The sequence below is a fragment of the Bythopirellula goksoeyrii genome (genome assembly GCF_008065115.1).
Lineage (GTDB): Bacteria > Planctomycetota > Planctomycetia > Pirellulales > Lacipirellulaceae > Bythopirellula > Bythopirellula goksoeyrii.
In genome coordinates this window covers 1,159,502-1,182,573 of the sequence record NZ_CP042913.1, presented here as the reverse complement: position 1 = coordinate 1,182,573, position 23,072 = coordinate 1,159,502, and the positions used below count along the sequence as shown (strand labels likewise).

The 23,072-nt window shown below is 54.5% G+C and carries 21 protein-coding genes and 1 tRNA gene; 15 read left to right on the top strand and 7 right to left on the bottom strand.

What is annotated here, in order from left to right; genetic code table 11:
• Positions 1 to 6: 6 nt before the first annotated feature.
• From rpsD to Pr1d_RS04610, 7 genes are all read left to right on the top strand, one after another.
• Entirely contained in the window at positions 7 to 633 is a 627-nt protein-coding gene (gene rpsD / locus Pr1d_RS04640) for a 30S ribosomal protein S4 (RefSeq protein ID WP_148072437.1), read from the top strand.
• A gap of 70 nt (positions 634 to 703) precedes the next feature.
• Positions 704 to 1,729, top strand: a complete 1,026-nt coding sequence (locus Pr1d_RS04635) for a DNA-directed RNA polymerase subunit alpha (protein ID WP_148072436.1) — start codon at positions 704 to 706, stop codon at positions 1,727 to 1,729.
• 50 nt (positions 1,730 to 1,779) lie between these two features.
• The gene (locus tag Pr1d_RS04630; protein ID WP_148072435.1) at positions 1,780 to 2,436 is read left to right on the top strand and encodes a bL17 family ribosomal protein; all 657 of its coding nucleotides are present in this window, start codon (positions 1,780 to 1,782) and stop codon (positions 2,434 to 2,436) included.
• Between the two features lie 76 nt (positions 2,437 to 2,512).
• A complete protein-coding gene (locus Pr1d_RS04625) occupies positions 2,513 to 3,094 on the top strand; it encodes a putative metallopeptidase (RefSeq protein WP_148072434.1) in 582 nt (193 codons plus the stop codon).
• 110 nt (positions 3,095 to 3,204) lie between these two features.
• Complete coding sequence (locus Pr1d_RS04620) at positions 3,205 to 4,092, top strand: hypothetical protein (protein ID WP_148072433.1); 888 nt, start codon at positions 3,205 to 3,207, stop codon at positions 4,090 to 4,092.
• 181 nt (positions 4,093 to 4,273) lie between these two features.
• Positions 4,274 to 5,317, top strand: a complete 1,044-nt coding sequence (gene fba, locus Pr1d_RS04615; RefSeq protein ID WP_148072432.1) for a class II fructose-bisphosphate aldolase — start codon at positions 4,274 to 4,276, stop codon at positions 5,315 to 5,317.
• 81 nt (positions 5,318 to 5,398) lie between these two features.
• Complete coding sequence (locus tag Pr1d_RS04610; protein WP_148072431.1) at positions 5,399 to 6,220, top strand: DUF3891 family protein; 822 nt, start codon at positions 5,399 to 5,401, stop codon at positions 6,218 to 6,220.
• 16 nt (positions 6,221 to 6,236) lie between these two features.
• Here Pr1d_RS04610 and Pr1d_RS04605 read toward each other — a convergent pair whose 3' ends face one another.
• Complete coding sequence (locus Pr1d_RS04605; RefSeq protein ID WP_148072430.1) at positions 6,237 to 8,087, bottom strand: cation:proton antiporter; 1,851 nt, start codon at positions 8,085 to 8,087, stop codon at positions 6,237 to 6,239.
• Between the two features lie 160 nt (positions 8,088 to 8,247).
• Here Pr1d_RS04605 and Pr1d_RS04600 point away from each other — a divergent pair, with 160 nt between their 5' ends.
• The 3 genes from Pr1d_RS04600 (at position 8,248) to Pr1d_RS04590 (ending at position 10,893) form a co-directional block, all read left to right on the top strand.
• The gene (locus Pr1d_RS04600; protein ID WP_148072429.1) at positions 8,248 to 9,108 is read left to right on the top strand and encodes an EF-hand domain-containing protein; all 861 of its coding nucleotides are present in this window, start codon (positions 8,248 to 8,250) and stop codon (positions 9,106 to 9,108) included.
• A 201-nt stretch (positions 9,109 to 9,309) separates the two neighbouring features.
• Positions 9,310 to 10,608 (top strand): flavin-containing monooxygenase, encoded by a 1,299-nt coding sequence (locus tag Pr1d_RS04595; protein WP_148072428.1) that lies wholly within the window; start codon positions 9,310 to 9,312, stop codon positions 10,606 to 10,608.
• A gap of 42 nt (positions 10,609 to 10,650) precedes the next feature.
• Entirely contained in the window at positions 10,651 to 10,893 is a 243-nt protein-coding gene (locus Pr1d_RS04590; RefSeq protein ID WP_148072427.1) for a DUF6868 family protein, read from the top strand.
• A gap of 27 nt (positions 10,894 to 10,920) precedes the next feature.
• Here the strand turns inward: Pr1d_RS04590 and Pr1d_RS04585 are convergent, their stop codons facing one another.
• Together Pr1d_RS04585 and Pr1d_RS04580 are read right to left on the bottom strand one after the other, a co-directional pair.
• Complete coding sequence (locus tag Pr1d_RS04585) at positions 10,921 to 12,279, bottom strand: DUF1552 domain-containing protein (protein ID WP_210417888.1); 1,359 nt, start codon at positions 12,277 to 12,279, stop codon at positions 10,921 to 10,923.
• Positions 12,276 to 14,405 carry a DUF1592 domain-containing protein gene (locus Pr1d_RS04580; RefSeq protein WP_148072425.1) on the bottom strand — a complete coding sequence of 710 codons (2,130 nt, stop codon included), beginning with the start codon at positions 14,403 to 14,405 and terminating at the stop codon, positions 12,276 to 12,278. The genes Pr1d_RS04585 and Pr1d_RS04580 overlap by 4 nt, the downstream gene beginning before the upstream one ends.
• Before the next feature lie 361 nt (positions 14,406 to 14,766).
• On the opposite strand from Pr1d_RS04580, the gene Pr1d_RS04575 reads away from it, so the two are divergent.
• Positions 14,767 to 14,850: transfer RNA gene (locus Pr1d_RS04575), tRNA-Leu, on the top strand.
• A 219-nt stretch (positions 14,851 to 15,069) separates the two neighbouring features.
• Complete coding sequence (locus Pr1d_RS04570) at positions 15,070 to 15,576, top strand: ferritin (protein ID WP_148072424.1); 507 nt, start codon at positions 15,070 to 15,072, stop codon at positions 15,574 to 15,576.
• Between the two features lie 35 nt (positions 15,577 to 15,611).
• Here the strand turns inward: Pr1d_RS04570 and Pr1d_RS04565 are convergent, their stop codons facing one another.
• Both Pr1d_RS04565 and Pr1d_RS04560 read right to left on the bottom strand, forming a co-directional pair.
• Positions 15,612 to 15,830: a hypothetical protein gene (locus Pr1d_RS04565; RefSeq protein WP_148072423.1), complete on the bottom strand. Its 219-nt coding sequence runs from the start codon at positions 15,828 to 15,830 to the stop codon at positions 15,612 to 15,614.
• Positions 15,802 to 16,641, bottom strand: a complete 840-nt coding sequence (locus Pr1d_RS04560; protein WP_148072422.1) for a hypothetical protein — start codon at positions 16,639 to 16,641, stop codon at positions 15,802 to 15,804. The genes Pr1d_RS04565 and Pr1d_RS04560 overlap by 29 nt, the downstream gene beginning before the upstream one ends.
• A 385-nt stretch (positions 16,642 to 17,026) precedes the next feature.
• On the opposite strand from Pr1d_RS04560, the gene Pr1d_RS04555 reads away from it, so the two are divergent.
• Positions 17,027 to 17,728 (top strand): hypothetical protein, encoded by a 702-nt coding sequence (locus Pr1d_RS04555; protein WP_148072421.1) that lies wholly within the window; start codon positions 17,027 to 17,029, stop codon positions 17,726 to 17,728.
• 22 nt (positions 17,729 to 17,750) lie between these two features.
• Here the strand turns inward: Pr1d_RS04555 and Pr1d_RS04550 are convergent, their stop codons facing one another.
• Positions 17,751 to 17,933, bottom strand: coding sequence for a hypothetical protein (locus Pr1d_RS04550; protein WP_148072420.1), 183 nt, complete (start codon positions 17,931 to 17,933; stop codon positions 17,751 to 17,753).
• Between the two features lie 633 nt (positions 17,934 to 18,566).
• A complete protein-coding gene (gene purH / locus Pr1d_RS04545; RefSeq protein ID WP_148072419.1) occupies positions 18,567 to 20,147 on the bottom strand; it encodes a bifunctional phosphoribosylaminoimidazolecarboxamide formyltransferase/IMP cyclohydrolase in 1,581 nt (526 codons plus the stop codon).
• A gap of 365 nt (positions 20,148 to 20,512) precedes the next feature.
• Between purH and Pr1d_RS04540 the strand changes: the two genes are divergently transcribed.
• Together Pr1d_RS04540 and Pr1d_RS04535 are read left to right on the top strand one after the other, a co-directional pair.
• On the top strand, positions 20,513 to 22,414 hold the full coding sequence (locus Pr1d_RS04540) for a S41 family peptidase (RefSeq protein WP_168205051.1): 1,902 nt from the start codon (positions 20,513 to 20,515) through the stop codon (positions 22,412 to 22,414).
• A 119-nt stretch (positions 22,415 to 22,533) separates the two neighbouring features.
• On the top strand, positions 22,534 to 23,049 hold the full coding sequence (locus tag Pr1d_RS04535) for a hypothetical protein (RefSeq protein ID WP_148072417.1): 516 nt from the start codon (positions 22,534 to 22,536) through the stop codon (positions 23,047 to 23,049).
• The last annotated feature ends 23 nt before the right edge of the window (positions 23,050 to 23,072 follow it).

Genomic DNA, 23,072 nt, shown 5'->3' with positions numbered 1-23,072 from the left:
TAATCCATGGCTAGATACACAGGTCCAGTTTGCCGCCTATGCCGCCGCGACGGCATGAAGTTGTTTCTCAAGGGATTCCGGTGCGATTCCACGAAGTGTGCGATCGATCGTCGGCCCAATCCTCCAGGTCAGCAACTCTCGCGTCGAAGCAAGCTTACTGATTACGGAATTCACTTGCGTGAAAAGCAGAAAGTGAAGCACTATTACGGCGTGCTAGAGCGTCAGTTCCGTCGCTACTTCGAGAAGGCCGTACATTCCAGGGGAAACACTGGCGATGCTTTGCTGGGTTTTCTGGAGCGTCGTTTGGACAACGTCGTCTACCGTATGGGCTTCGGTGCCAGTCGCAGTGCGGCCCGCCAGTTGGTCAATCACGGTCACGTGACGGTTAATGGTCGTCGCTGTGATATTGCCAGTAGCATGGTAAATACTGGCGACGTGATCCGTGTCAAGAATCGAGCCAAGAGTTTGGATCTTGTTCGTGGCGTTTTGGCAGAGCATGGTCGGGACGTTCCTGACTTCCTTTCTGTTTCCGCCGGGGACATCCCCGAAGGAATCGTGAGCCGCCTGCCGGTTGCTGAGGATGCCTCGTTGCCGATTCAGACACAGTTGATTGTCGAATTGTGCTCGCGCTAGTCTGCAATTGCCCCCAAACAAAAACACATCAAATTACATTTTCCGCTACATATTTGAGTAGAGGTTTCTTATGCATATTCGCTGGCGTGGATTGGAACTACCAAGCAAGGTAGTTTGTGAAGTCGAATCACTCTCGGCTACTTATGGCAAGTTTATCGCTGAGCCTTTTGAAAGAGGCTTTGGCTCGACGGTTGGTAATGGCCTCCGTCGCGTGCTGCTCTCCAGCCTGGAAGGTAGCGCCGTGACGCAGATCAAAGTGCACAACGCACAGCATGAGTTCACGACGATCCCGGGTGTACTGGAAGATGTCACGGATATCGTGCTGAATATCAAGAGCTTGGTGGTCAAGAATTACAGCGACACAACCAAGGTTCTTCGAGTCGAACGCAATACCGCGGGCGTGGTTACTGCTGCCGATATTGAAACCGATGAGTCGGTTGAAGTGATCAACAAGGATCTTGTGATCGCCAACCTTACCGACGACGTTCCTTTCATCGTGGAAATGGTTGTCGAGAACGGGCGAGGATATGTCTCCGCCACCGAGCATGGAGAAAACATCCAAGAAATCGGCATCATTCCCATTGATGCGATTTATAGCCCTGTTACCCGAGTGCGTTACTCCATTGAAGAAACTCGCGTTGGTCAAAAGACGAACTATGACAAACTGGTTCTTGAAATTCAAACAGATGGCAGCGTGAATCCTGAGATGGCAATGATTGAAGCTGCCAAGATCTTGCGAAAGCATCTCACGCCATTCGTTCAGTACACCGAATTGGGACCCCAAGTTCATGCACCTTCTCGCGGCGGGAGTCCTGGAATGGGTCTCGATTCGGCGCTTGAAGCCATGTTTAACATGAGCATCGCTGAACTGAACCTGTCAGTGCGGGCGAGCAATTGCTTGGAAGCTGAGCATATCTTGTTTGTGCGGGATTTGGTTTCGAAAAACGAAGATCAGTTGCTTGAGGTTCGCAATTTTGGGGAAACCACGTTAGCCGAGGTTCGTCAGAAGCTGCGTGACCTTGGTCTCCACCTGGGCATGAGGGTTCCTCCGTCTCCCAGCAGTAGCGTCTCCAGCATGACCAGCACAAACATCTAATTCACCCGCTAACCAACCAGGTTGACATAGCAAAATCGGCGATCTGAAAAATGAGACATCGAAATAAAGGCCGTAAACTCGGTCGCAATCCGAATCATCAACGTGCCTTGCTGCGGAATCTGGCCAGTGCCCTGATCCTCACTGAGCGTGATGCAGAGTTTGACGACAATGCACCCAAGGTCAAGGGCCGCATCGTCACGACGATCGCCAAGGCCAAGGAAGTCCGTCCGCTGGTGGAGAAGTGCATCACGATAGCTCGTCGGAGTCTCGCAGCACAGGAAGCGGCAGCCGAGCATAGCACTTCCGCAGATCGTGGTAGCGAAGAGTGGAAAAGTTGGCGAACGAGCGACCGCTGGAACGCCTGGGCCAACGCCATTGCCCCCTCCGTGACCGCCCGGCGCCGTTGCATTCAACTCCTCGGTGACAAGCAGGCTGTGAGCATTTTGTTCGATGAAATCGCTCCTCGCTTCGCCGACCGACCTGGTGGCTATACCCGCATTGTACGCCTCGCACAGCCTCGTTTGGGTGATGCCGGTACGCGAGCAATCTTGGAGTTTGTCGGGGTTCGTGATCGTGTCGTAGAGCGGAGCGAACGTCCTTCGTTTGACGATTCCCCTGCCGAATCGGCTCCGGCCGATGAGGTTGCTGAATCTGCACCGGAATCAGATTCTGCCGGGGCCGTTGAAGAAGAGCAAACTGCTGAGTAATTCGAACGTTGGCCGACTCACCGAGTCGGCAATTCTCGACTCCCACCACGGCGGGTAAACTCAGAGTCGGACAGCGATGGAAAGCCCTCGTCCAGGATTCGATTTCACCTTTGCGATGCGCCAGCTCTGCGACGATATGGCCGAGCGTCTGCCCGAGCTCAACCACATCGACATGCGTCGGGTTGCCATTAGCGTTAGCCAGACACGTCAGGATGTGTCCCATGGCATGTACGCTTCGCTCACGCCGCTGCGATTCGAGTCAGGGGAAAAACGCAAAACAATTCGCGGCGTCGATTGGGAAGTACCTCCGCTCTTGGATGACCAAGGCATTGAGTACCTCTACCTCTTGAGTTTCTACCTCCCTCGGTTTCAAAATACCTCACTCGAAGAGAAGCTTGCGACAGTAGTCCACGAACTGTGGCACATTGGCCCTGGTTTTGACGGTGACCTCCGCCGCCATGCCGGCCGCTACTATGCTCACGGCCCTTCCCAACGCGACTATGACGCTCATGTGGCGCGTCTCGCCCAGGCATGGCTGGTGCGCAACCCCCCTGCCCACTTGTACGAATTCCTCTCCCTCGATTTCAGCGAGTTGATAGCAGAATACGGCCAGGTTTTTGGCAGCCGATGGCCTGCTCCGCAACTGGTGCGCTGCTAGCACAACCAGTTTCCATTGACTCAAGCAGCAGCGATTTCTACAGTTTTCGCCTCTTCTACCCCTTTTCATGAAACCAGTTATCGCTCCTGCAACCACAGGTCGGTCTCGTTATGCCTGCTGAGCAAAAACGGCGACATTGGATTCCGCGCATTTCAGCGTGCGCGCTCGCGCTGTTGGCAATTACGCTTACAGGTTGTGGAGTTGTGCTAAGCACCGCGACGGTTTCCGATCCCCAGAGTATTCTCCGCGCAATTAAGACGGCACCAGATCAAGTGACGCTCGAGATTTTTCAAGTACGGATCCCCTCGGAGGATAAGCAACTTTTCGGCGAAGTATGGCAAGCAAGTGACGAACAGCGGCTCGACATCGATCTTCGCAACGAACTGATTAGCAACGGGTTTCGAGTCGGGGTTATCAACGGTGCCCTACCCGATGCGCTCTCCCGCTCACTGAATTTGCAGAGTGAAATGCCCGAGGAAGAAATCAACCGAATCATCACCGGCGAGAACGCCGCCCCGCGCATTGTGCGAAGAGTTCTCCAACTCAATCGCCGCGAGCACGCCACCATCCAGGCCTCGGAGCTGCAGGACCAAGCGGACGTATTCATCAATTCAGAGAATGGACTCCAGGGCCGGACTTACGAGCAGGTGCAAGGGGTTTACAGGATGGAAGCGGAGTCCACTCCAGGGCAGAAAGTGGCGATCAAGCTCACTCCAGAACTGCAGTATGGAGATCTCAAGAATCGCTACACCGGCAGTGATCAAGGGATTTTGTTGATGACCACCTCTCGGGAGCGAAAAGTGTTCGATGAGCTGAAGATCGATGTCGATCTGGCATCCGGAGAGTTTTTGGTCCTCAGTGGCATCTCAGATTCTAACTGCAGTCTGGGAAGCGCTTTTCACGCCTCAAAGCAATCTGGAGCAGCGGCGCAAAAGCTGGTGCTGATCCGACTGCTCCAGGTCCCTCGGAGCGAAATCTTAGCGGACGCGGCACTCTGATACGGATTCAATCGGTCGGCTGGCGTGATTTCCGTCGCCTTTCTCCGACTCCAATATTCAAGACATCTTTGATTCTCTCACCCCCTCCGCCAGCCCCCGCTGATTTGCTACAATGCGGCGGTAGGCCGAACCATACATAATGCCGCTTGAGCGGCTCAACTAAGACCTAGGAGTTTCTGTTATGCCATTGGTACCCATGCGACTGTTATTGGATCACGCCGCCGAGAATGACTACGGCTTGGCAGCCTTCAACGTGAACAATATGGAACAGATTCAGGCGATCATGGAGGCAGCCCAAGAGACCGACTCGCCTGTGATTGTCCAGGCCAGTCGGGGAGCCCGCTCCTATTCGCAGGACAACTACCTCCGCCACTTGATGCTCGCCGCTGCCGAGCTGTACCCAAGCATTCCCATCGTCATGCACCAGGACCATGGCAACAGCCCCGAGACCTGCAAGAGCGCCATCGAGAACGGTTTCACGAGCGTCATGATGGATGGTTCGCTGGAAGCCGACGGCAAGACTCCTGCCGACTACGACTACAACGTGAAGGTCACCAAGGAAGTAGTCGAATCAGCCCACGAGCAGGGAGTGTCTGTCGAAGGTGAACTCGGCTGTCTCGGTTCGCTCGAATCAGGAGAAGGCGAGCAGGAAGATGGCCATGGAGCAACCGGCACACTCACTCACGATCAGCTATTGACCGACCCTGACGAAGCCGAGCGATTTGTTGCCGAGACCGGAGTCGACGCCTTGGCTGTTGCCATCGGTACCAGCCACGGGGCATACAAGTTCACGAGCAAGCCGACGGGCTCCGTGCTGGCAATGGATCGTATAGAAGAGATTCATCGCCGTCTGCCAAACTGCCATCTCGTGATGCATGGCTCTAGCAGCGTTCCCCAAGAGCTGCAGGATATCATCAACAAGTACGGTGGTGAGCTCAAGCAAACATGGGGCGTGCCTGTCGAAGAAATCCAGCGCGGCATCAAGCATGGTGTGCGCAAGATCAATGTCGACACCGACAATCGCTTAGCAATCACGGGTGCGATCCGCAAGGTCTTGATGGAAACCCCCGAGAAATTTGATCCCCGCGATTACCTCAAGCCTGCCCGTGAAGCGATGAAGCAGGTCTGCGTCGCTCGGATGGTCAGCTTCGGCCAGGCAGGCCAGGCAGGAAAGATCAAACCCGTCTCGATCGACAAGTTTTCCAGCTTCTACGCCGCTGTGTAGCATTACTCGAAAAACTCCCAAGCCGGACCGCTTCGCGGTCCGGGCTTGAGAGGAATTCATGCAAGGATCGCGGAGGCTCCCATGATTCGTCGCGAGGTTGTCTTTGCCGACGGCGTGCCGCAATGGCTCATGATTTCCCAGGTGGAACATGCTCGCCTGAGTGGCTGTTTGGCGGAGTTGTGCTTGGAGCAGTTTGGTGCCTCGGTGCCTGAATCCGAGGGCGAGACACTCGAGGTCGTCCGTCGAGAGTTGCTTCAGGCGATCGTCCATCACGACGATGGCTGGCTAGCATGGGAAGCTGAACCGCCGCTCGACGATAAAACACATTGCCCGCTCTCATTCGACGAACTTTCGGCCGAAGATTCCATCAAGATATGGACAGACTCAATTCAAGAAGTTAGCACTTTTAGTGATTTGGGGGCCTGGGTCGTAGCTGGCCACTTCAGCGCGATCCTGGTAGCTTCCGAACACCATATGGCTCACCCACTTGCCAAACCCTGGCTGCAGAAAACTTCCCAGCAACGAAGCGAATGGTTTGCAAATTGGCATCGCCAGAACGAGCGAGTTCATACACTCGGACTCGCCGGCGAGGCACTCAAGTGGCTTCAGTTATTCGACGTCCTAAGCCTGTGGCCATGCATGCTTTATCCGGTTGCTGGTGAAAGAGCTACGAAAGCACCCGAACCCTTCCGCACTGCGGAAGACTGGATTCTGGTGCGTGAGATACGCCCTGCGAGCGATGCTTGCCAGCAGATCGTCTTTGATCCATGGCCGTTTAAGCAACCTGTAGAGACGATGGAAGCCGCTGCCCAATTGGCACCAGTCCGCGAATACGGATCATCCGCAGAATTACTCGCCGCATGCCAACCGATTACTGCACGATGGGAATTGGTGCAAGGTTAGCCGGCAAGTGCAACGCCTACTCCTCTTCCACTTCATCTACCAAGGCAATAATTTTCTGCCCTGCCTGGGGAGTCATTTCAGTTTCGTTCGTCGCTACCAGCAGTTTGCCCGCCGTGTCGATGCGAAATAGCACCAAAGCCGATTCACCGTAGCGATCAACGAAGTCGGTGAAAGTGAAGTCTTCGCTTAAGAGGGTTGACTTGACTTGTTGTCCGCTATTGAATCGCTTGGTCAATTCATCATAGGTAACCGGTTCGGCAAACAAGATACGACCCTTGCGGTAGGTTGCTTTGCGTTCGTTGTTTCCATTGGATATCTCTCCCGTAGCAAGCTGATACACTTCCGACCTGCCGAATCTTTCTGCATATGCCATCGCAGCCAGAGTATTTACTTCGTCATTCGGAGTCATTGCCAGCATTCGCCCAATGCCACCAAGATCAGTCTTCTCACGCACCAGTTCACTACCGATGCTCGCAAAAATGACGGGAAGCCCTGCCATGCGGGCGGCTGAATTGTTTCGGGGATTGGTGTCCACGACCATCACGGCAATTTCTTCTTTCTTGAGTGCCTGGGCGATCTCTCGAACTGCCGGCGAAGCCCCCGCAAACAGAACGCCTTGTGGGTTTTGACGTGAGAGTCCCAGTCGTCGAGCTAGCCAGGAAAGCGGCAGGCCATAGACGATCACCGTGATTACTATCACGAGAAAAACCGTGAGGACAAATCGGTTGGCTTCCTTCGCTAGCGGATCATCGGGACCCAGAACACGAACGATTTCCAAGGCAAACAGGGAACTCACCGCGGCGGCGACGATTCCCCGTGGATGCATCCAGGCGAGCAACAGACGCTCCGACCAGGTAAGCGCGCTTCCGACGGTCGAAATTAGAACGGCTAGTGGTCTTACGACAAGAATCAACAAAGCCACGAAAGCTATGCTGCGCCAACCCAGCATCTCCAAAGCCTGCATATCTACTCTGATACGGGCAGCAAGAACGATGAAAAGCGTCGAGATCAGCAAAGTCCGCAGATTCTCTTTGAATTCGGCAATGTGCCTGATGGGGACACTATGCTGATTGGCAAGAATAACTCCGAGCAAGGTAATCGTGACCAGCCCTGATTCATGCTGCAGTTGATTCGATAACGCAAAGACCAACATCACCAGTGCCAGGACGAGTGGATTCTGCAAGAAATCAGGAACCCAGTAGCGCCGCAGCATTTGCAGGATGAGTACCGCCGTTAAGCTGCTCAGCACGAGTGCCGTCAGCAAGGTCAGTCCCAGACTGGCAAGCGAATCGCTGGCGATGCTTCCCGAGGATCTATGCAGAATCAGTTCAAAGACAATTGCTGCCAGGACGGCCCCGATAGGGTCGTTGACGATTCCCTCCCATTTCATCAACGAACCGATGCGTTTGGCGGGTTGAACTTGCCTCAGTAGCGGCATGACTACCGTAGGGCCACTGACGGTAAGCAAGGCCCCCAACAGCAGCGACATCTCCATAGAAAAGCCAGCAACTCGATGAGCAAACCACGCAGTCAAAAGCCACGTCACCACGAGGCCGAGGCTCACTAGCCGGAATACAACGGCGCGGACTCCTTTGATTTCACGAAAATCCAGACTCAGGCCCCCCTCAAAGAGAATGATTCCTACTGCCAGAGAAACACAGGCGAAGAACAATTCCTGATTGGGGCCTGATCGCAAATCCGTGAACTGCCCCAACGCAAAGCCAAAAATCAGCAGCAGTACAATCGCGGGGAATTGAAGCCGCCAGGCTAGCCATTGCGCGATGATACCCAGGGCCAATATGCAGGCGATGTAGAGGGAATATTCCATGGTCGTGTCTCGGCGGGTGAATACTTCTTGAGCAGCCATTCTAAGCAATGGAGCGCGGCTGACGATAGCAACTCCAAAAGTAAGAAAAGCACGAAGCTGAGCGAAACCTTGGGCCAGAGCCGGAGTTAAATCCCTTAGGGTCGATAGATCGGCTATCGAAGAAAACAGTCACTTTTTCACCTAATAAGGAGAACAAACCATGCGAGCCAAGACACTATTCTTATTGGTAGCTTTCCCGCTCATTTCGACCGGGATCGCCAACGCGCAGCCCGAAGGCGATAGACCGGACCGCCCCCATCGTGATCCGGAAATGCGTCAGAAAATGCTCGAAGAATTCGACGCCGACGGTGACGGTAAACTCAATGACGAAGAGCGCCAGCAGGCACGCGAAACTATGCGTGAACGTCGCGGAGGCCCCGCTGGACAAGACCGTCCTGGTCGCGGAGGACCTCAAGGGCGACGCGGACGAGGCGGTGAAGGTCGTCCCGATCCCAACGAATTGTTCGACGAGTTTGATGCAAATGGTGACGGTCAACTTAGCCGTGAAGAATTCATGAAGCTCACCGAGTCTCAACGTGGCCGCCGTGGAGGTCCTGGTGGTGGTGGAGGTCCTGGTGGTCCTAGAGCTGATCGTGCTCCCCGGCCTGATGCACCTGAAGGTGCCAACAGACCACGCCGCCCTGAAGGTGACGGACCGCCACCACGCCGAGCCGACTCCGAGGGACCCCGACTACGAGATGGTGCTGACCGTGCTCCGCTTCAGAACCAAGTAGACGGCCCGCCTCGAGCTGGGCGCGGACCAAGATTCGGTCCTGGTGGCCCTGAGGGTCGACCGGACCCCAATGAGGTATTCGATCGATTTGACGAAAACGGCGACGATCAACTCAGCCGTGAGGAGTTCATGAAACTCACGGACTCAATGCGCCAAAGCATGTCCGAGAGAGGCCGCCGGCCAGGTGGTCCCCGCGGCGAAGGGTTTGGCCCGCCAGATAGAGATAGGCCTGGACGTCCCGAGCGGCCAGAACGACCCGCTCGTCCACCCCGTCCGGAGTCCGAATAGACTTGCCATCGAACCGGTCCTGGCGTCATTTGCCCCCAGCAGGCGCCAGGGCCGATATCCTAGAATGACCAATTCTCAAGGTCCGATGACCAATGTGAATTGGAGGCTGAACTCACTGGTCATTCTTTTTGCCGCTCTTATCTCGTGTCAATTTCTGGCATAATGGAGGGATTGCCCGACAATTCTTCCTGATGCCCTGCTATGACTTCTCTACACGCCGATCGTTATTGCATCCTGGGTGCCGGCACTTCGGGGTTGGCCGTGGCGAAGAATTTTCTGCAGCGGAGTATCCCTTTCGATTGCCTGGAGCGAGAGGACTCGATCGGAGGCAACTGGTGCTACGGCAAACCAGCCAGCAGCGTCTACGCTTCGACGCATACAATCTCGTCCAAGCAGCTCACCGAGTACACCGATTTCCCCATGCCGGAGGAGTACCCCGAGTTCCCCGACCACAAGCAGGTCTACGCTTATCTTCAAGAATACGCCCGGCACTTCGGTCTCTCTAAGCACATCCAGTTCAACACGACGGTTGAGAGAATCGAACCGACCGCGACCAACTGGCACGTTACTCTTGCCAGTGGCGAAACTCGCACCTACCGCGGCGTAGTCATCGCTAACGGCCACAATTGGGATCCCCGTTTTCCAGATTTCCCCGGCGCGTTCAGCGGTACATCGCTGCATTCGAGCGAGTACAAGACTCCCGACGTGCTCACCGGCAATCGGGTGCTTGTCGTCGGCTGCGGTAATTCTGGTTGTGATTTGGCTGTCGAGGCTGCAATCCATGCCGCCAGTGCATTTCACAGCATCCGTCGTGGCTACCCGATCCTGCCTAAGTTCTTCAAAGGCAAGCCCATCGACCAATGCGGCGAAACCTTGCTCCGTTGGCGGATTCCTCTGCCGCTGCGACGTTTGGCGGCCAAGCTCGTCGTCCGTTGGGTACTCGGCCCGCCGGAACTCGTCGGCCTGCCCCGCCCCGATCACAAACTCTTCGAGACTCACCCGGTCATCAATTCCCGACTGCACGACCAGATCGCCCACGGCAATCTGCGCGAAAAACCGAATGTCGCAGAACTCGCTGGCCATACCGTGCGATTCGTCGATGGCACTTCAGAGCAAATCGACGTGATCCTCTACGCCACCGGATTCAAACTGAGCTTCCCCTTCGTCGACCGCAAGGAACTCAATTGGCGCGACGGCCGCCCCAACTTGTATCTAAATATCTTTCATCCCGAGCGAAACGACCTCTTCTGCGCCGGCCTCATTCAGCCTGATAGCGGTCAATGGGGACTGGTTGACTACCAGGCACAGCTAATCGCCAATTATCTCGTATCGCAAGAGAAGAATTCCCCAGCAGCCTCGCGGCTCAACAAGCGAAAGCGAACCTCGGTCAATAGCTGGCAAGGCCGAGGAACGTACCTCGATTCACCACGCCATCGGGTCGAAGTAGAGCATTTCGGTTATCGGCAAGAATTGCGGAAGCTGATCGGGGAATTGGCTTGATAGAGCCGCCTAAATAGAATTCATTTCAAAGGAGCCAATCATATGACTTTCGAATCCACCCAATCCTTTCTCGGTTGGTGTACACTCATCAATGTGGGCCTACTCACGTGGTGGTTCTTAATGTTTTGGCTGGCCCATGATTGGATCTACCGCATACACGGCAGACTATTCAAGATCCCGGTCGAGACGTTCGACGCAATTCACTACGCCGGAATGACGGCGTACAAGGTGGGAGTTTTTTTGTTGAATCTTGTGCCGTACCTGGCGCTGGCGATCATGCGGTAGGGTGGGCACCGCCCACCCTACAAAAAATCACACATCCCCCAGTCGACCTGTGGAATCGCCGAACCGCTGCAAGTCGGTCACCCCCATTCGATCCGCCAGTGAGAGATACAGATTACAGAGCGGCTTGGAACCGTGATGCTGATAGCGGCCTGGAGTGAGCTCGCCTCCGCCGTGCCCCGCTAAAATAATCGGCAGATTGCTATGCGTGTGGCGATTGCCATCTGCGTTGCCACTGCCGTAGACAATCATCGAATTGTGCAGAAGCGAATTCCCATCAATATCGGGTGTGTTCTGTAGCTTATCGAGGAAATTAGCGAATTGCTCAACATACCAGCGATCGATCCGAGCGATTTTCTCTATTCGCTCAGCATCGTTCTGATGGTGCGATAGATCATGATGTCCCTCTGGAATTCCGATGTGATCAAACGAACGGTTACTCCCATCGTGTGCCAACATAAGTGTTGATACGCGTGTTAAGTCCGATTGAAACGCCAAGAGGAGCATGTCAAAAGTGATGCTCACATGTTCTGCGAAATCCGCTGAGATGCCTGCCGGAGCATCGATCTGCGGGACGTTGGTCGCGGAAAGGCGCTCAGCTCTTTCCAATCGCTGCTCGATCTCACGCACCCCGTTGAGATATTGATCGAGTTTCTCCCGGTCTCTGGCTGCCAGGCGATTATGCATCTTGCGGGCATCTCCGAGCACATAATCAAGAATCGACTGTTGGTCTGCCCGGCGACGAGCCAAATTCGCAGCCCGTTCGGCAGGTGACCCGCTACCAAAGAGTCGCTCGAACATTAGCCGAGGGTTCGGCTCAGGAGGCATCGGCTGGGTCGGCGACTTCCACGAGACATTGAATTGGTAAGCACAGGCATATCCCGAGTCGCAGCTGCCGGATTGCCGCTGCTCATCGCATGTCATTTCAAGCGAGGGAAACAGCGTCTGCTCGCCAGCTTTCTCGGCAATTGCCTGATCGATCGACACCCCGGCTTGAATATCCGTGGCACTCTTATTGAGGCGGACTCCAGTCAGAAAAACCGAACTACCACGGGCATGGTCGCCAGCGCCATCCTTATCTCCTTCGGCGTTCACCTGATCCAAACCACCGAGCACTTGCAGATGCTGCTTCATCTTCTCCAGCGGCGCAAGCGTACCGGCCAGCGTAGGAGCATCGCCCGTTTCGGCTGGCCACCACTGAGATGGAATCGAACCATTGGGAAAATACACAAAGGCCGTGCGCAATGGGGCCCCACTGGCAGTTGTCGCCAATCTGGCCGCCGACTGGGCAGCGAATAGCTTGCTACCTCCCAGGGAGACGAAACTTGGGAGCGCAATACTGGCACCCACATTCCGCAAGAAATGGCGACGGTCAAGTTGATTTTTCACAATACTTCTCCAGCTTCTCTTCGAAGGTCCACCGTGTCGGGCGGCTTAGCGCTGCGAGTCTTCTGAAACGCAGCGCTGTTAACGATTCCCTTAAACAACACCGAAGGACGCCCCCCCGATGCTTCCAGTTGCTCAACAATCGCGTCGACCGTCTCTGTATCATGATAGTCGATACCTCGCCCCAGCGCGTAGATGAGCATTTTCTCGGTCAAACAGCGATAAAACTCAGTATGGTGTTCAGTCGCCAGGATCCGCTTGAGCTCGCGAATATCCGTAAACTGTTCACCCGTGATCAACTCTCCCTCGGTCACGACGGGCTTACCGTGGTCAGTTTCGCGCAAAATTCCCAAAGCGTTGAATTGCTCCAGGGCCAGACCCAATGGATCCATCCGATTGTGGCACGAACTGCACAACGGTTCGGCACGATGAACGGCGAGCGCCTCGGCGATGGTGAAGGTCCGCTTCTCGGAACGCGTGCCCGCATCTTCCAGAGCGGGGATATTTGGCGGCGGTGGAGGAGGCGGAGTCCCCAAGATGTTATCTAAAATAAACAGTCCTCGCTTCACAGGGGAGGTGCGATCCGGATTGGAGGTGACTGCCAACATGGTTCCCTGCGTGAGGATCCCCCCCCGTACACTTCCCTCGGGCAGCTTCACAAGTCGCATTTCGTCACCTTCTACGTCCTCGATGTTGTAGTGTTTGGCGAGCCGCTCGTTGAGAAACGTGTAATCGCTATCGATCAGTTCCAGGAGGCTGCGGTCTTCCCGAACGATATTCTCGAAAACCATCTCTGTTTCCATTCGCATCGCCCTGCGTAGATCGCCCCGAAGTTCATAGTCGTCAAAGCGGCCCCTAGACTCCCTGAAGTCGTCGAGGATTTTCTTGAATTCTACGCGCTCATCCTCCGTCAGGTCTTCTTCTGGAATTGCACGCAACTGGCGAAAACGTTTCCGAAGACGGTCAGAATTCTGCCTGGGCGCCTGGTCATTGCGCATCACCTGAGGCCCGTTGACAATGGCGAATTCGATATCTCGTGATCTTAGCCATTGGCCAGCAAAGTTGCGGACAAATTCCTTTGACTTGTTACTCTTAAGCATGCGATCCAACTGCGCCGGCAGATTCTCGCGCAGCTTGTTCTCCGCAGCCAGCTCAAGCAACTCTGCGTCGGGCATCGAAGACCACAAGAAATAGGAGAGTCGCGACGCGATGGAGTAATCATCTAAATAAGCGTATCCCTCTACGGTAGCTGCCTCGTCAGTAAAATCCTCGCGGAACAAAAAACGAGGTGAAGTCAACACGGCCGCCACGGCCTCTGCAACCCCCTTCTCAAAGGTAGCACCGGGCTGAGAGTAAACGCTCTCCGCCAGTTGAGCGAGCCCCTCGGCCGTCTCGTCATCCACCGGACGTCGATAAGCTCGCGATGCAAAGTCCCCCAGCAACTCCCGCGCATAAGCTTGCTTCTCTGCGGCGTCCTCCGGCACTGCGCGAGGAAAGAACTTATCCTTGCCAGGCTCGGCTTTGGTCGGCACTCCCTTGGCGACAATCTCGCGAGCGGCCCCCAGATATTTTTCCAAAAGCAAGGGTGATACCGTCAGTACCTCCCCCAGGTTGTCAAAACCATGTCCACTATCATCCTGCGGAAAGTTTTCCTTCACATCGTAATCGACTCCCAGTAGGTCGCGAATCGTATTGCGATACTCCACTCGATTGAGACGCCGCAAAGTGACATGCCCTGGATCAGGATTCTCGGCATCGCCACGGAATACGTCCGTCTTGATCCAGTGCTCCATTTGCTGCATTTCTTCGGCAGTCAACGATGGCATTTCGGCAGGTGGCATCAATCCAGACCGCAGCATGCGAAGTGCCCGGTGCCACAATTCCGGCTCAGTGATGAGCGCTTCGTCTGACTCGAAACCATCAAATGCGACGCTCCCTTCCTCCATGCCATATCCATGGCAGTCATAGCACTTTTCCTCCAGAATCGGTTTGATCTGATTCTGGAAATGCTCCAAGGCGGTTGGGTCTGCTCCCTTCGCTGGGTTGCATACCAGCAAGGCAACGAACAGGCAACATACAATTCCTACGTCACATGTTTTCGGCAGGAGAGTGGCACGACTATCGGTCATCGCTGAGAACCGCCCGGGGAAAGAGTTGGTCGGAGAGTCAGGAAATCATGGCAGGAAACCGGATTGAGGGGCTTCTCATTGTACCCTAACTCGGAAGCCGGGAAAACCAGACCCTCTCCCTAGCAAGGAGAACTGCAATGTACATCGGCATTGGTAGGAAAATGACCAATGTACAATTTCCAATGACCAATTTCGGCAGGAATCTTGACTGTTTTGGCCATTGGTCCTTGGAAATTGGGCTTTTGCAATTCCGTGCATTTTGACTTTGCAGTTCTCCTGCTTCCTAGTCCCCACCTTGACGCCGGACGCCCTCCAGGTAGACTCGATTGTCTGCCGTCAAACGCTAGTTTGACAATGCTATGGGCTCGTGGCGAAATTGGCAGACGCGCATGCTTGAGGGGCATGTGCCCGAAAGGGCGTGCTGGTTCAACTCCAGTCGGGCCCACTTGAATTGCCGCTCGTCGGCTTAGCACCTATGCTTGCGTCTTCGCAAGTATTTGCTTCTTGAGACTGAGGCTCGTCGTCAACACGCGTGACGACGAGCCTCTTTTTTTCCTCTCGCGAAGTCACATAGGCATCGATGGCATGGACACGCCCGGTGAGACTTCTAGAATTGATATTGAAGACAACTACAGCCTAAACAAGTATCCGAGGAGTAACGGTCATGCTCGCCCAAGTCATGCAGGACGCCATCAACGCCCAAATCAATAACGAGTTATTTTCCTCCTACAGCTACCTCTCCATGTCAGCTTGGTGTGAGTACAACCAATTCATGGGCTGCGCCCATTGGATGAAAATTCAAAGTGAAGAGGAACGTACCCACGCCCTCAAGTTGCAAAACTTCCTGCTTGCTCGCAATGCCAAGGTGCTGCTCAAACCGATTGCCCAACCGGAAGTCGATTTTGAATCCGTCGTCGAAGTGTTCGAGAAGGCACTTGCTCAGGAAGAAAAAGTCACCGGACAAATCGACAATCTCTATGAACTTGCGTTCCAAGAAAAAGCGTTTGCCGCGCTGGTCGAGCTTGAATGGTTCATCACCGAGCAAGTCGAAGAAGAAAAGACCGCCCGAGAGGTCGTTCACAAATTTAACATGGTGAAGGACGACCCCGCGTCCCTCTTGGACCTGGACCGCGAATTAGGTGCTAGAGAATCCGAACCCGCAGGGGCATGAGCGAATTCTAGTAATAGTTGTGGGCTATTAACGAGCTACAGCAAGAAATTCAGGTTCAGCGGAACACTTACCGCACCCACGCTGCCGCGGAATGCCCCAAAACCGCCGTAGGAGCGGATCTCGAGAAAGAGAAACAAGCACGCCATCAACAGCGAGATGAGTGCCACGACCAGCAACATGAAGTAGATGTTGTACTGAGGCTTCTTGTTGATAACGCTTGGCACGCTAGCCGATTCTAAATCTGGTTGCGACATCGTCGCCCTCCTCAATTTGGCCCTGCTGGAATTGGCGAAGGATGCGCCCCACGGCACGATCCGGCTCGGTTTTGAGAATCTCAGCCCGGCCTAAATAGCGATCTCCACGATAAACCTCAACCGTGTGCCCCGGCTTCAAGCCGTCGTCGGCACCCACAGTCACCTCAATCAATTGACTGCCGGCTGTGCGTTGGGTCTTGCTCACAATACCGCGAACCTTGGGAACGACGGCATCTGGGCTCGTGTTAGGATCGATGTCATTATCTTCGAGCAGTGCCATCTTGTTGGCCACTTCTTGTGCCAATTGGCGATTGCGGTCCAACAGCGAGGTTAGCTCTCCCTGAGCCTGATGCAGTTTATCCGTCGCAGTGACGGTCACATCAAATGATTCGTCACGAGCTTGCTGCTCGGTGCGAATTTCCTTTCGCAGGACGTCGACATCAGCGGTCAGCTTTTCGTTAAGTCTCTGTGTTGAATCGGCCGCTGCCGTGTTGGTGCGTTCTTGCTGCCGAAGTTGATCCAGTTCCTTTTGGATCAAGAGATTCTGTGAGAGCAGTTGCTCGCGTTCGGTAGCCAACTTGCTGGCCTCCTGGCGAGCGATCTCGAGTTCTGCATTGAGTTGGCTATCGAGACTATTCTTCTGACTCTCAAGCTGTTCGTTCTGTGCACGGGCTTTGTCGAGAGACGCCTGCAAGGCCTCCGCATCTTCGCGCCAGTTTTTGTGAGTCGCGTAGACGAACATCGAAATGATCATCACGCCAAATGCCGCGAAGCCTACAAAGAACGTAAGCATTTTACCTAAAAAAGTCATCGATCCAGTTCCTCAAATCTCTGCTATAGCAAGAGTAATTCTCTACTCGCAGTATAGTCAGGCCAAGAAAAGAGTGTCAAATTTTCGCCCCCCGAAACCGCCTATCAGGCCCGATTCCGACCTGATTCTGCCGATTCTACCGGCCGCATCTCCAATTATACCCGATCTAGGCCCAGCTGGAGCTATTTCCCGCCATCGGTTTAGCCGCAACCCGCCAGGGGAGCGCAATGCGGTTGCGCCCGGAATTGGACGCAAAACGCGTTCAACATTCGGAACAAATCGTCATATCGATAGTTGCCTTCGGACTCTCGGCAGCTTAGCATGAACCGTTCACGTGCGACTCGGAGCGAGCCGCAGATACTTTTTGTGCAGGTGATAAATAATAATGTACCAATCATTTACTCCTTGGTTCTTCATTGTGACGATCGCATCTCTTGTTGCACAGTCGACAGTCAAGGCTGATTTAGTCATTGATGGCATCAATAATTTTTCAGCCGCAAATACTTATCCGACTTCCGATCCGGCGTATACTGGGTATGCCGTTGCGGATTCAACCAGCTTTCATTTTGGGTTTGATGGAGCCGACGTTCAGAATGGTGGGTTTAGTCATTTTATCGTTGCATATTTTGGAAATGGCGGACTTGGTTCGACGACAGGTTTGAATTTTAATACTCAACAACCGAGTCTTCCGTTCTCGGCCACGCATGCTTTCGTCTATCGTGCGGACGGTTTTTACACTGATGGATTTCAGTGGAATGGTGCCTCGTGGGTGGCTGGCCTTTCGTCGAATACGGTCGAAAACGGACAGTTTTTTGAAGCATCTTTATCGATGAACGATTTAGGCAATCCAAGCTCTGTTGAATTCGTTTCCTATTTCGTGTATGAAGCTTCTGGATTTGAATCATCTTACTCAGTTTTTCCTAGCACTGCTTTCGCCAATGGCTCGTACGACCCGGATATACTCAGTTCACTTACGATAACAGCCGTGCCGGAGCCATCTTCTTTTCTGTTTTTTGGAGCCACTGGAGTAGCAATCGGATGCTTTCGATTCCTATTTAAACGAGGTCAATTTCTTTCCCAAGCTTGACGCTTTTCAGGAAAGCTTCAAATCACCGAGGGCTTGAATCTTCGGCGTCTTTTACTGGTGTGACGGCATCGCCACGTATCGTTTTCGGGAAAGTGTTGTTCGCTTCGAGACTGGCCAGGTGCATAAGGACACGTTGTCCTGAGCTGCGGAACGGCAGAAGTCTTCGCAGGTGGCACCGATAGTCGGCCGCTGAAGACCCAGCCATTGAGTGAAGCTTGCTCGCTCGGCCTATTATCGATGTGCGGAGCACAGGAGGTAAACCGAATCGCCTCTTGCCACCCGTGATAATACGACACGGGTGCCCAGCCAAGGAGACGGCTCGATTTCTTCCTCCTTAAAGACTCGGAAATGTGCTTTGCGAAATATGTTCCGCCCCGGCGAGATTGATAACAAAACGATATCTGTGGCCGTCGCCAACATTTACTGCTTGGTCCCCTGTCGGGTCTTCCAGATCCAGACGTTAGCCGAAACTTTGCGCAAGTTTTTGGCCGCGCGATTTGTTAGAATCGCTGCGGCACGCGCATTCGCTGCGCCGATCTTTGAAAATTGAGTCCTCGACGAAACAGTCTGTTCCATGAGCAGTCCGGGCTAAAGATCCGTCGGTAGTCGCCAGGCCTTTGATTGCAGAAACCAATTCGCATTGATGGAGCCTGGAGAGGAGTTTTAATTACAAAACTATTTGAGAATATCTCCAAAACCGCTGGAAAACATCAAAAGGCCAAGGGGTTTTGTTTTGTAGAGAAAGATTTCGACAATATTGGTCACGCCGAATCACCCACCCCGGTGCGCAGGAGTGAGTAGAGATTGTTGATTTTGCGTAACTTGCGCTGAGACTTTATCAATGCCGGAAGTGACGTATCCCTGTGAAGATCATCGGCAAACCGAGTTCGTTGCAGGCAGCGATCACTTCGGCGTCGCGGCGGGAACCGCCGGGTTGGATGATGGCGGCGATGCCGGCGGCGGCGGCTTGCTCGATCGAGTCCTCGAACGGGAAGAACGCGTCGGAGGCCAAGACGCTCCCTTGGCTCCGGTCGCCCGCTTTGCGAATCGCGATTTCCACTGAATCGACACGGCTCATCTGTCCGGCCCCGGCGCCAAGGAGCGACTTATCTTTGGCAAGCACGATGGCATTGGACTTCACAAATCGGCAAACGGCCCAGGCGAATGCCAGGTCCGCCTGCAATTTTTCCGAGGGTTGGGCCTCGGTCACGACTTTCCAGGAGCTACTGTCATCGGGCAGGTCATCGGCAGTTTGGCAGAGCATACCGCCATCGATTTGGCGAAAGACGTGGGCCCCGTTGCCTTCGGGGAACTGGCCCGTTTTGAGCAGTCGTACGTTGGCCTTCCACTTTGGTTTGGTTGTGAGCACCTGCAAAGCTTCGGCTGTGAAGTCGGGGGCGATAATCGCCTCGACAAATTTGCCCGGCTCAGCCAGGAACTCTGCCATCGGTCCATCGACGGGCACGTTCACACCCAGCACCGATCCGAAGGCACTCAACGGATCGCCGTCCCAGGCTTTGCTCACGGCTTCGGCAAGCGTGTCTGCGGTGGCAGCCCCACAAGGGTTGTTGTGTTTCAGGACCGCCACGCCCGGCGTCGGCAGTGAACGCGCGATAGCCAGAGCAGCATCCAGATCGAGCAGGTTGTTGTAGGACAGTTCCTTTCCGTTGAGCTGCTCCGCATTCACCAGACTCTCAGGCGATGCTGAGGGAAAAGCATAGAGTGCCGCCGACTGATGGGGGTTTTCGCCGTAGCGGAGTGTGTCTCGTTGCCGTAGCGAGAGTTGAACCATTGGAGAGTACTCGGCATCGTCGGTAGTCGAGTTGATCTTCGCAAAGTACTGGGCGATGGTCGTGTCATATTCGGCAGTTTGAGCAAAAGCCGCAACGGCAAGTTGGCGGCGCGTTTCAAGCGTCGTGGCCCCATCGGCACGGATCTCGGCAAGTATCGTGTCATACTGCTCGGGATTGGTTGCCAAGGTGACGAACGCATGATTCTTCGCCGCCGAACGAACCATCGACGGCCCGCCGATGTCGATCTGTTCGATCGCTTCGGCAATGGTCACGCCCTCACGGGCAATCGTTTCGGCAAACGGATACAGATTAACGACCACCAACTCAAACGAGGAGATGCCATGCTCAGCAAGCGCCGCCATATCGGATGGGTTGTCGTGGCGACAAAGCAAACCACCATGTACTTTGGGATGGAGTGTTTTAACCCGTCCATCCATCATTTCAGGAAAGCCGGTATATTCGGCCACGTCGCGCACTGGAATCCCTGCCGACTCCAAGTGCTTGCGTGTACCGCCCGTACTAAAGATTTCGATATCGAGCGCGACCAACGCAGAGACAAAATCGCTCAGTCCGCGCTTGTCGCTAACGCTGACGAGGGCACGTTTAATGGGAGGCGAGAGTGGCATGGAAGGATGTGGTTAGTGGTTAGGAGTTGGTGGGGGACGCTACGATAGCACTTCTTGGCGGGCCTTTCAATGAACCTCCGGGTTGGGTCTTACGTAGAAGAGTCCAGTTGGTGCCGGTCGCAGGAAGGACTGGCGAGTTGTTGGCAGGATGCTCTTTTCCTCCGCGTTATTTCGTGTTGAATGTCTTCCCCCTCAAAAACGGTATGGTCGGTTGATTCGCTAGCTTAGGCTCAATCGAAAATGCCGAACTCATCGTTCCCAACGGTTGCCCCGTGGTACTACCGCAAGGGCTGTGAGGGTCGCAAGGGGCAAGACTGTAAAAGTGTGAAGAAACACCGAAGCGAGTTTTTGACTAGCGCACCAGAGTGACCTATATTCACTTAGGCAGCAATTTTCGACCGAATCTGCTGCCGGTGCGCTTCCACCCGATCCCCCCAGGATTGGTGGATCAGACAGGGACCGCTGAGCACACGTTTCCGCACAAACGACGCGTGACTCCCCAAAGAACAGATAACGAGCATCCCATGCAGATTCGCAACAATCTCGAGATCTCAGCACTCGAGGTTCCTCGTTTTAGACTTTTCAAAGACTCCAGCAGCCGCTTTTCACGGCTGTTGATTCTCATGCTTTTCGCTGGTGCGATTTTCGCCAGCCCAGCAGCTGCTCAGGTCTCACGAAGTGGTGAGCCTGTTACTATTGTTCCCCAGGCCCTTCCCGCCAACTCGATCAGTTCCGTTCTCGACCGTGGTCGGCAATTGGAGACGAACAATCGGTGGGGTGAGGCACTGAGCCACTACGAAGATGCCCTGCGTGAGCACCGTGGAAACGAAACGCTCCAGCAGCATCACGACCTGGCCAAGCTGCACTACAGCGTGGAACGCCGCTACCATGATCAGAGCTTCGTTGAGTCCATATCAACGCTAAACAGGGAACAGGCCCTGTCGCTTTACGCCGAACTGCTGCAGAAGACCAATACGCACTACGTTTCTAACCCCCCCTGGCGAAAGCTTGGTGTGCGGGGTGCGTCGGCGATTGACTTGGCGCTTACCGACGCTAATTTCCTCTCTGTAAATAAGCTGCAGCTCTCCACCGATCAACTGGCCCAAGTCCGCAAAGAAATCTATCAGTTGCTTGGCCAACGCACACTGCAGAATTCCCGAGACCTGATGACGTTCTCCTCAGATGTTGCACGACTCGCTGAAGTTCGTGCCGGACTCAACCCTACGGCGACGGTACTCGAGTTTGTCACCGCAGCGGCAGAGGGACTGGATGATTACTCTTCGTTTCTGACGGCCGACCAATTACGCGAAACGTATTCCCAAATCGAAGGCAACTTCGTGGGACTCGGCGTCGAGTTGAAGGCCGAAAACGGGGCCCTGCTCATTGTGCGAGTGATTCCCGGAAGTCCCGCCGAGCGGGCTGGTATCTTGAGCCAGGACCGCATTGTCGCGGTGGATGGCAAATCGACCGCCGAACTTTCCACCGACGAGGCCGCCTCGATGCTCACCGGCGTCGAAGGCTCGTACGTGCGAGTGACGGTTTACTCCTCGGGCGCCGAACCGCGCGTATTGAATATCCGCCGCGAGCATGTCAATGTGCCTAGCCTTGAAGATCCCAAAATTGTCGACAGTGACTTTGGCATTGCCTACGCTCGTATCCCCGCCTTTCAAAAGACGACCAGCCGAGATTTAGAAACAGCTCTCTGGGACCTGCACCGGCAGGGAATGCGATCGCTCATCCTTGATTTGCGGGGCAACCCGGGTGGTCTCCTGACTGCTTCGGTTGAGTTGGCAGACAAGTTCCTTACCGAAGGCAATATCGTTTCCACTCGGGGACGCAGTCCCCAAGAGGACTTTAATTACACAGCTCACTACGGTGGCACCTGGCGGGTTCCTCTGGTCGTGCTGATTGATGGCGACAGCGCCAGTGCGAGTGAAATCTTTGCTGGTGCGATCAAAGACAATAATCGCGGCACGATCGTGGGCAGCACTTCGTTCGGCAAGGGTTCTGTGCAGGGCATCTTTCCTTTGGGATTTGCCGGGGCAGGAATCCGCCTGACTACCGCCAAATTCTACTCCCCCAAGGGAACTGCGATCAGCTACAATGGCGTCGAACCTCACGACAAGGTACAGGTTGTGGCGAAACAGGCCGTCGATCGGATCGACCTGGCTAGCCAGGAAAAGACCGATATCGTGCTCCAGGCAGGGATTCAAGCTGCCCGAAGTCGGCTCGCAGCCCCTGTCGCCAAGCCTTCGACCGTTCGGTAGCAGTTGACTACCTAGGGAAATTGGCAAATACTGTCTGTTTCCTTCTGCGCCTGCTGTCCCCTGCCGCTGCTAGTGTTGGGGCAGTCGCGCTTCCTCTAAATGGAATTTACTGTTTTCCTATGCCTTATAAAAAAGATGACGACGACGATCTGTTTGAAGAAGACTTTGAATTCGTAGACGAAGACGATTCCGAGTTGGAGGACGAAAGCGACACAGAGGACTCCGACTTGGAAGATTCGGACGAAGACGAAGAAGACGAGGAAGAAGCTCCGAAGAAACCTGCGAAAAAAGGCCGCTCCACAAGTCGCAAGCCGGCTGCCTCTAAGACCAGCGAAAAGCCTCCTCGCAAACGAGCCAAGAGGGCAGCAAAAGCCGACGAAGAGGCTCCAGAGGAGAAGGCTGAAGAAGAAGCCGTCGAGCAGGCTGTGGAAGAAGCTGAAGAAGTACCCGCTGGCCCTCCAGCGGATCACGTCGTCCACGTCTACGAATTTCGCAAATTGAAACGCACGATTCAGCGAGATTTCACCAGTGACGAGGCAGAAGCTTTTGCGAAAGAATACAATCGCACATCGTCTAATCACAGCCGCTGGGCAGTGTCGGGAAGCAAGGAAGCCAAGCCGACGCCGACGATCTAGGTCCAAATAGTGGCCTCACGCAC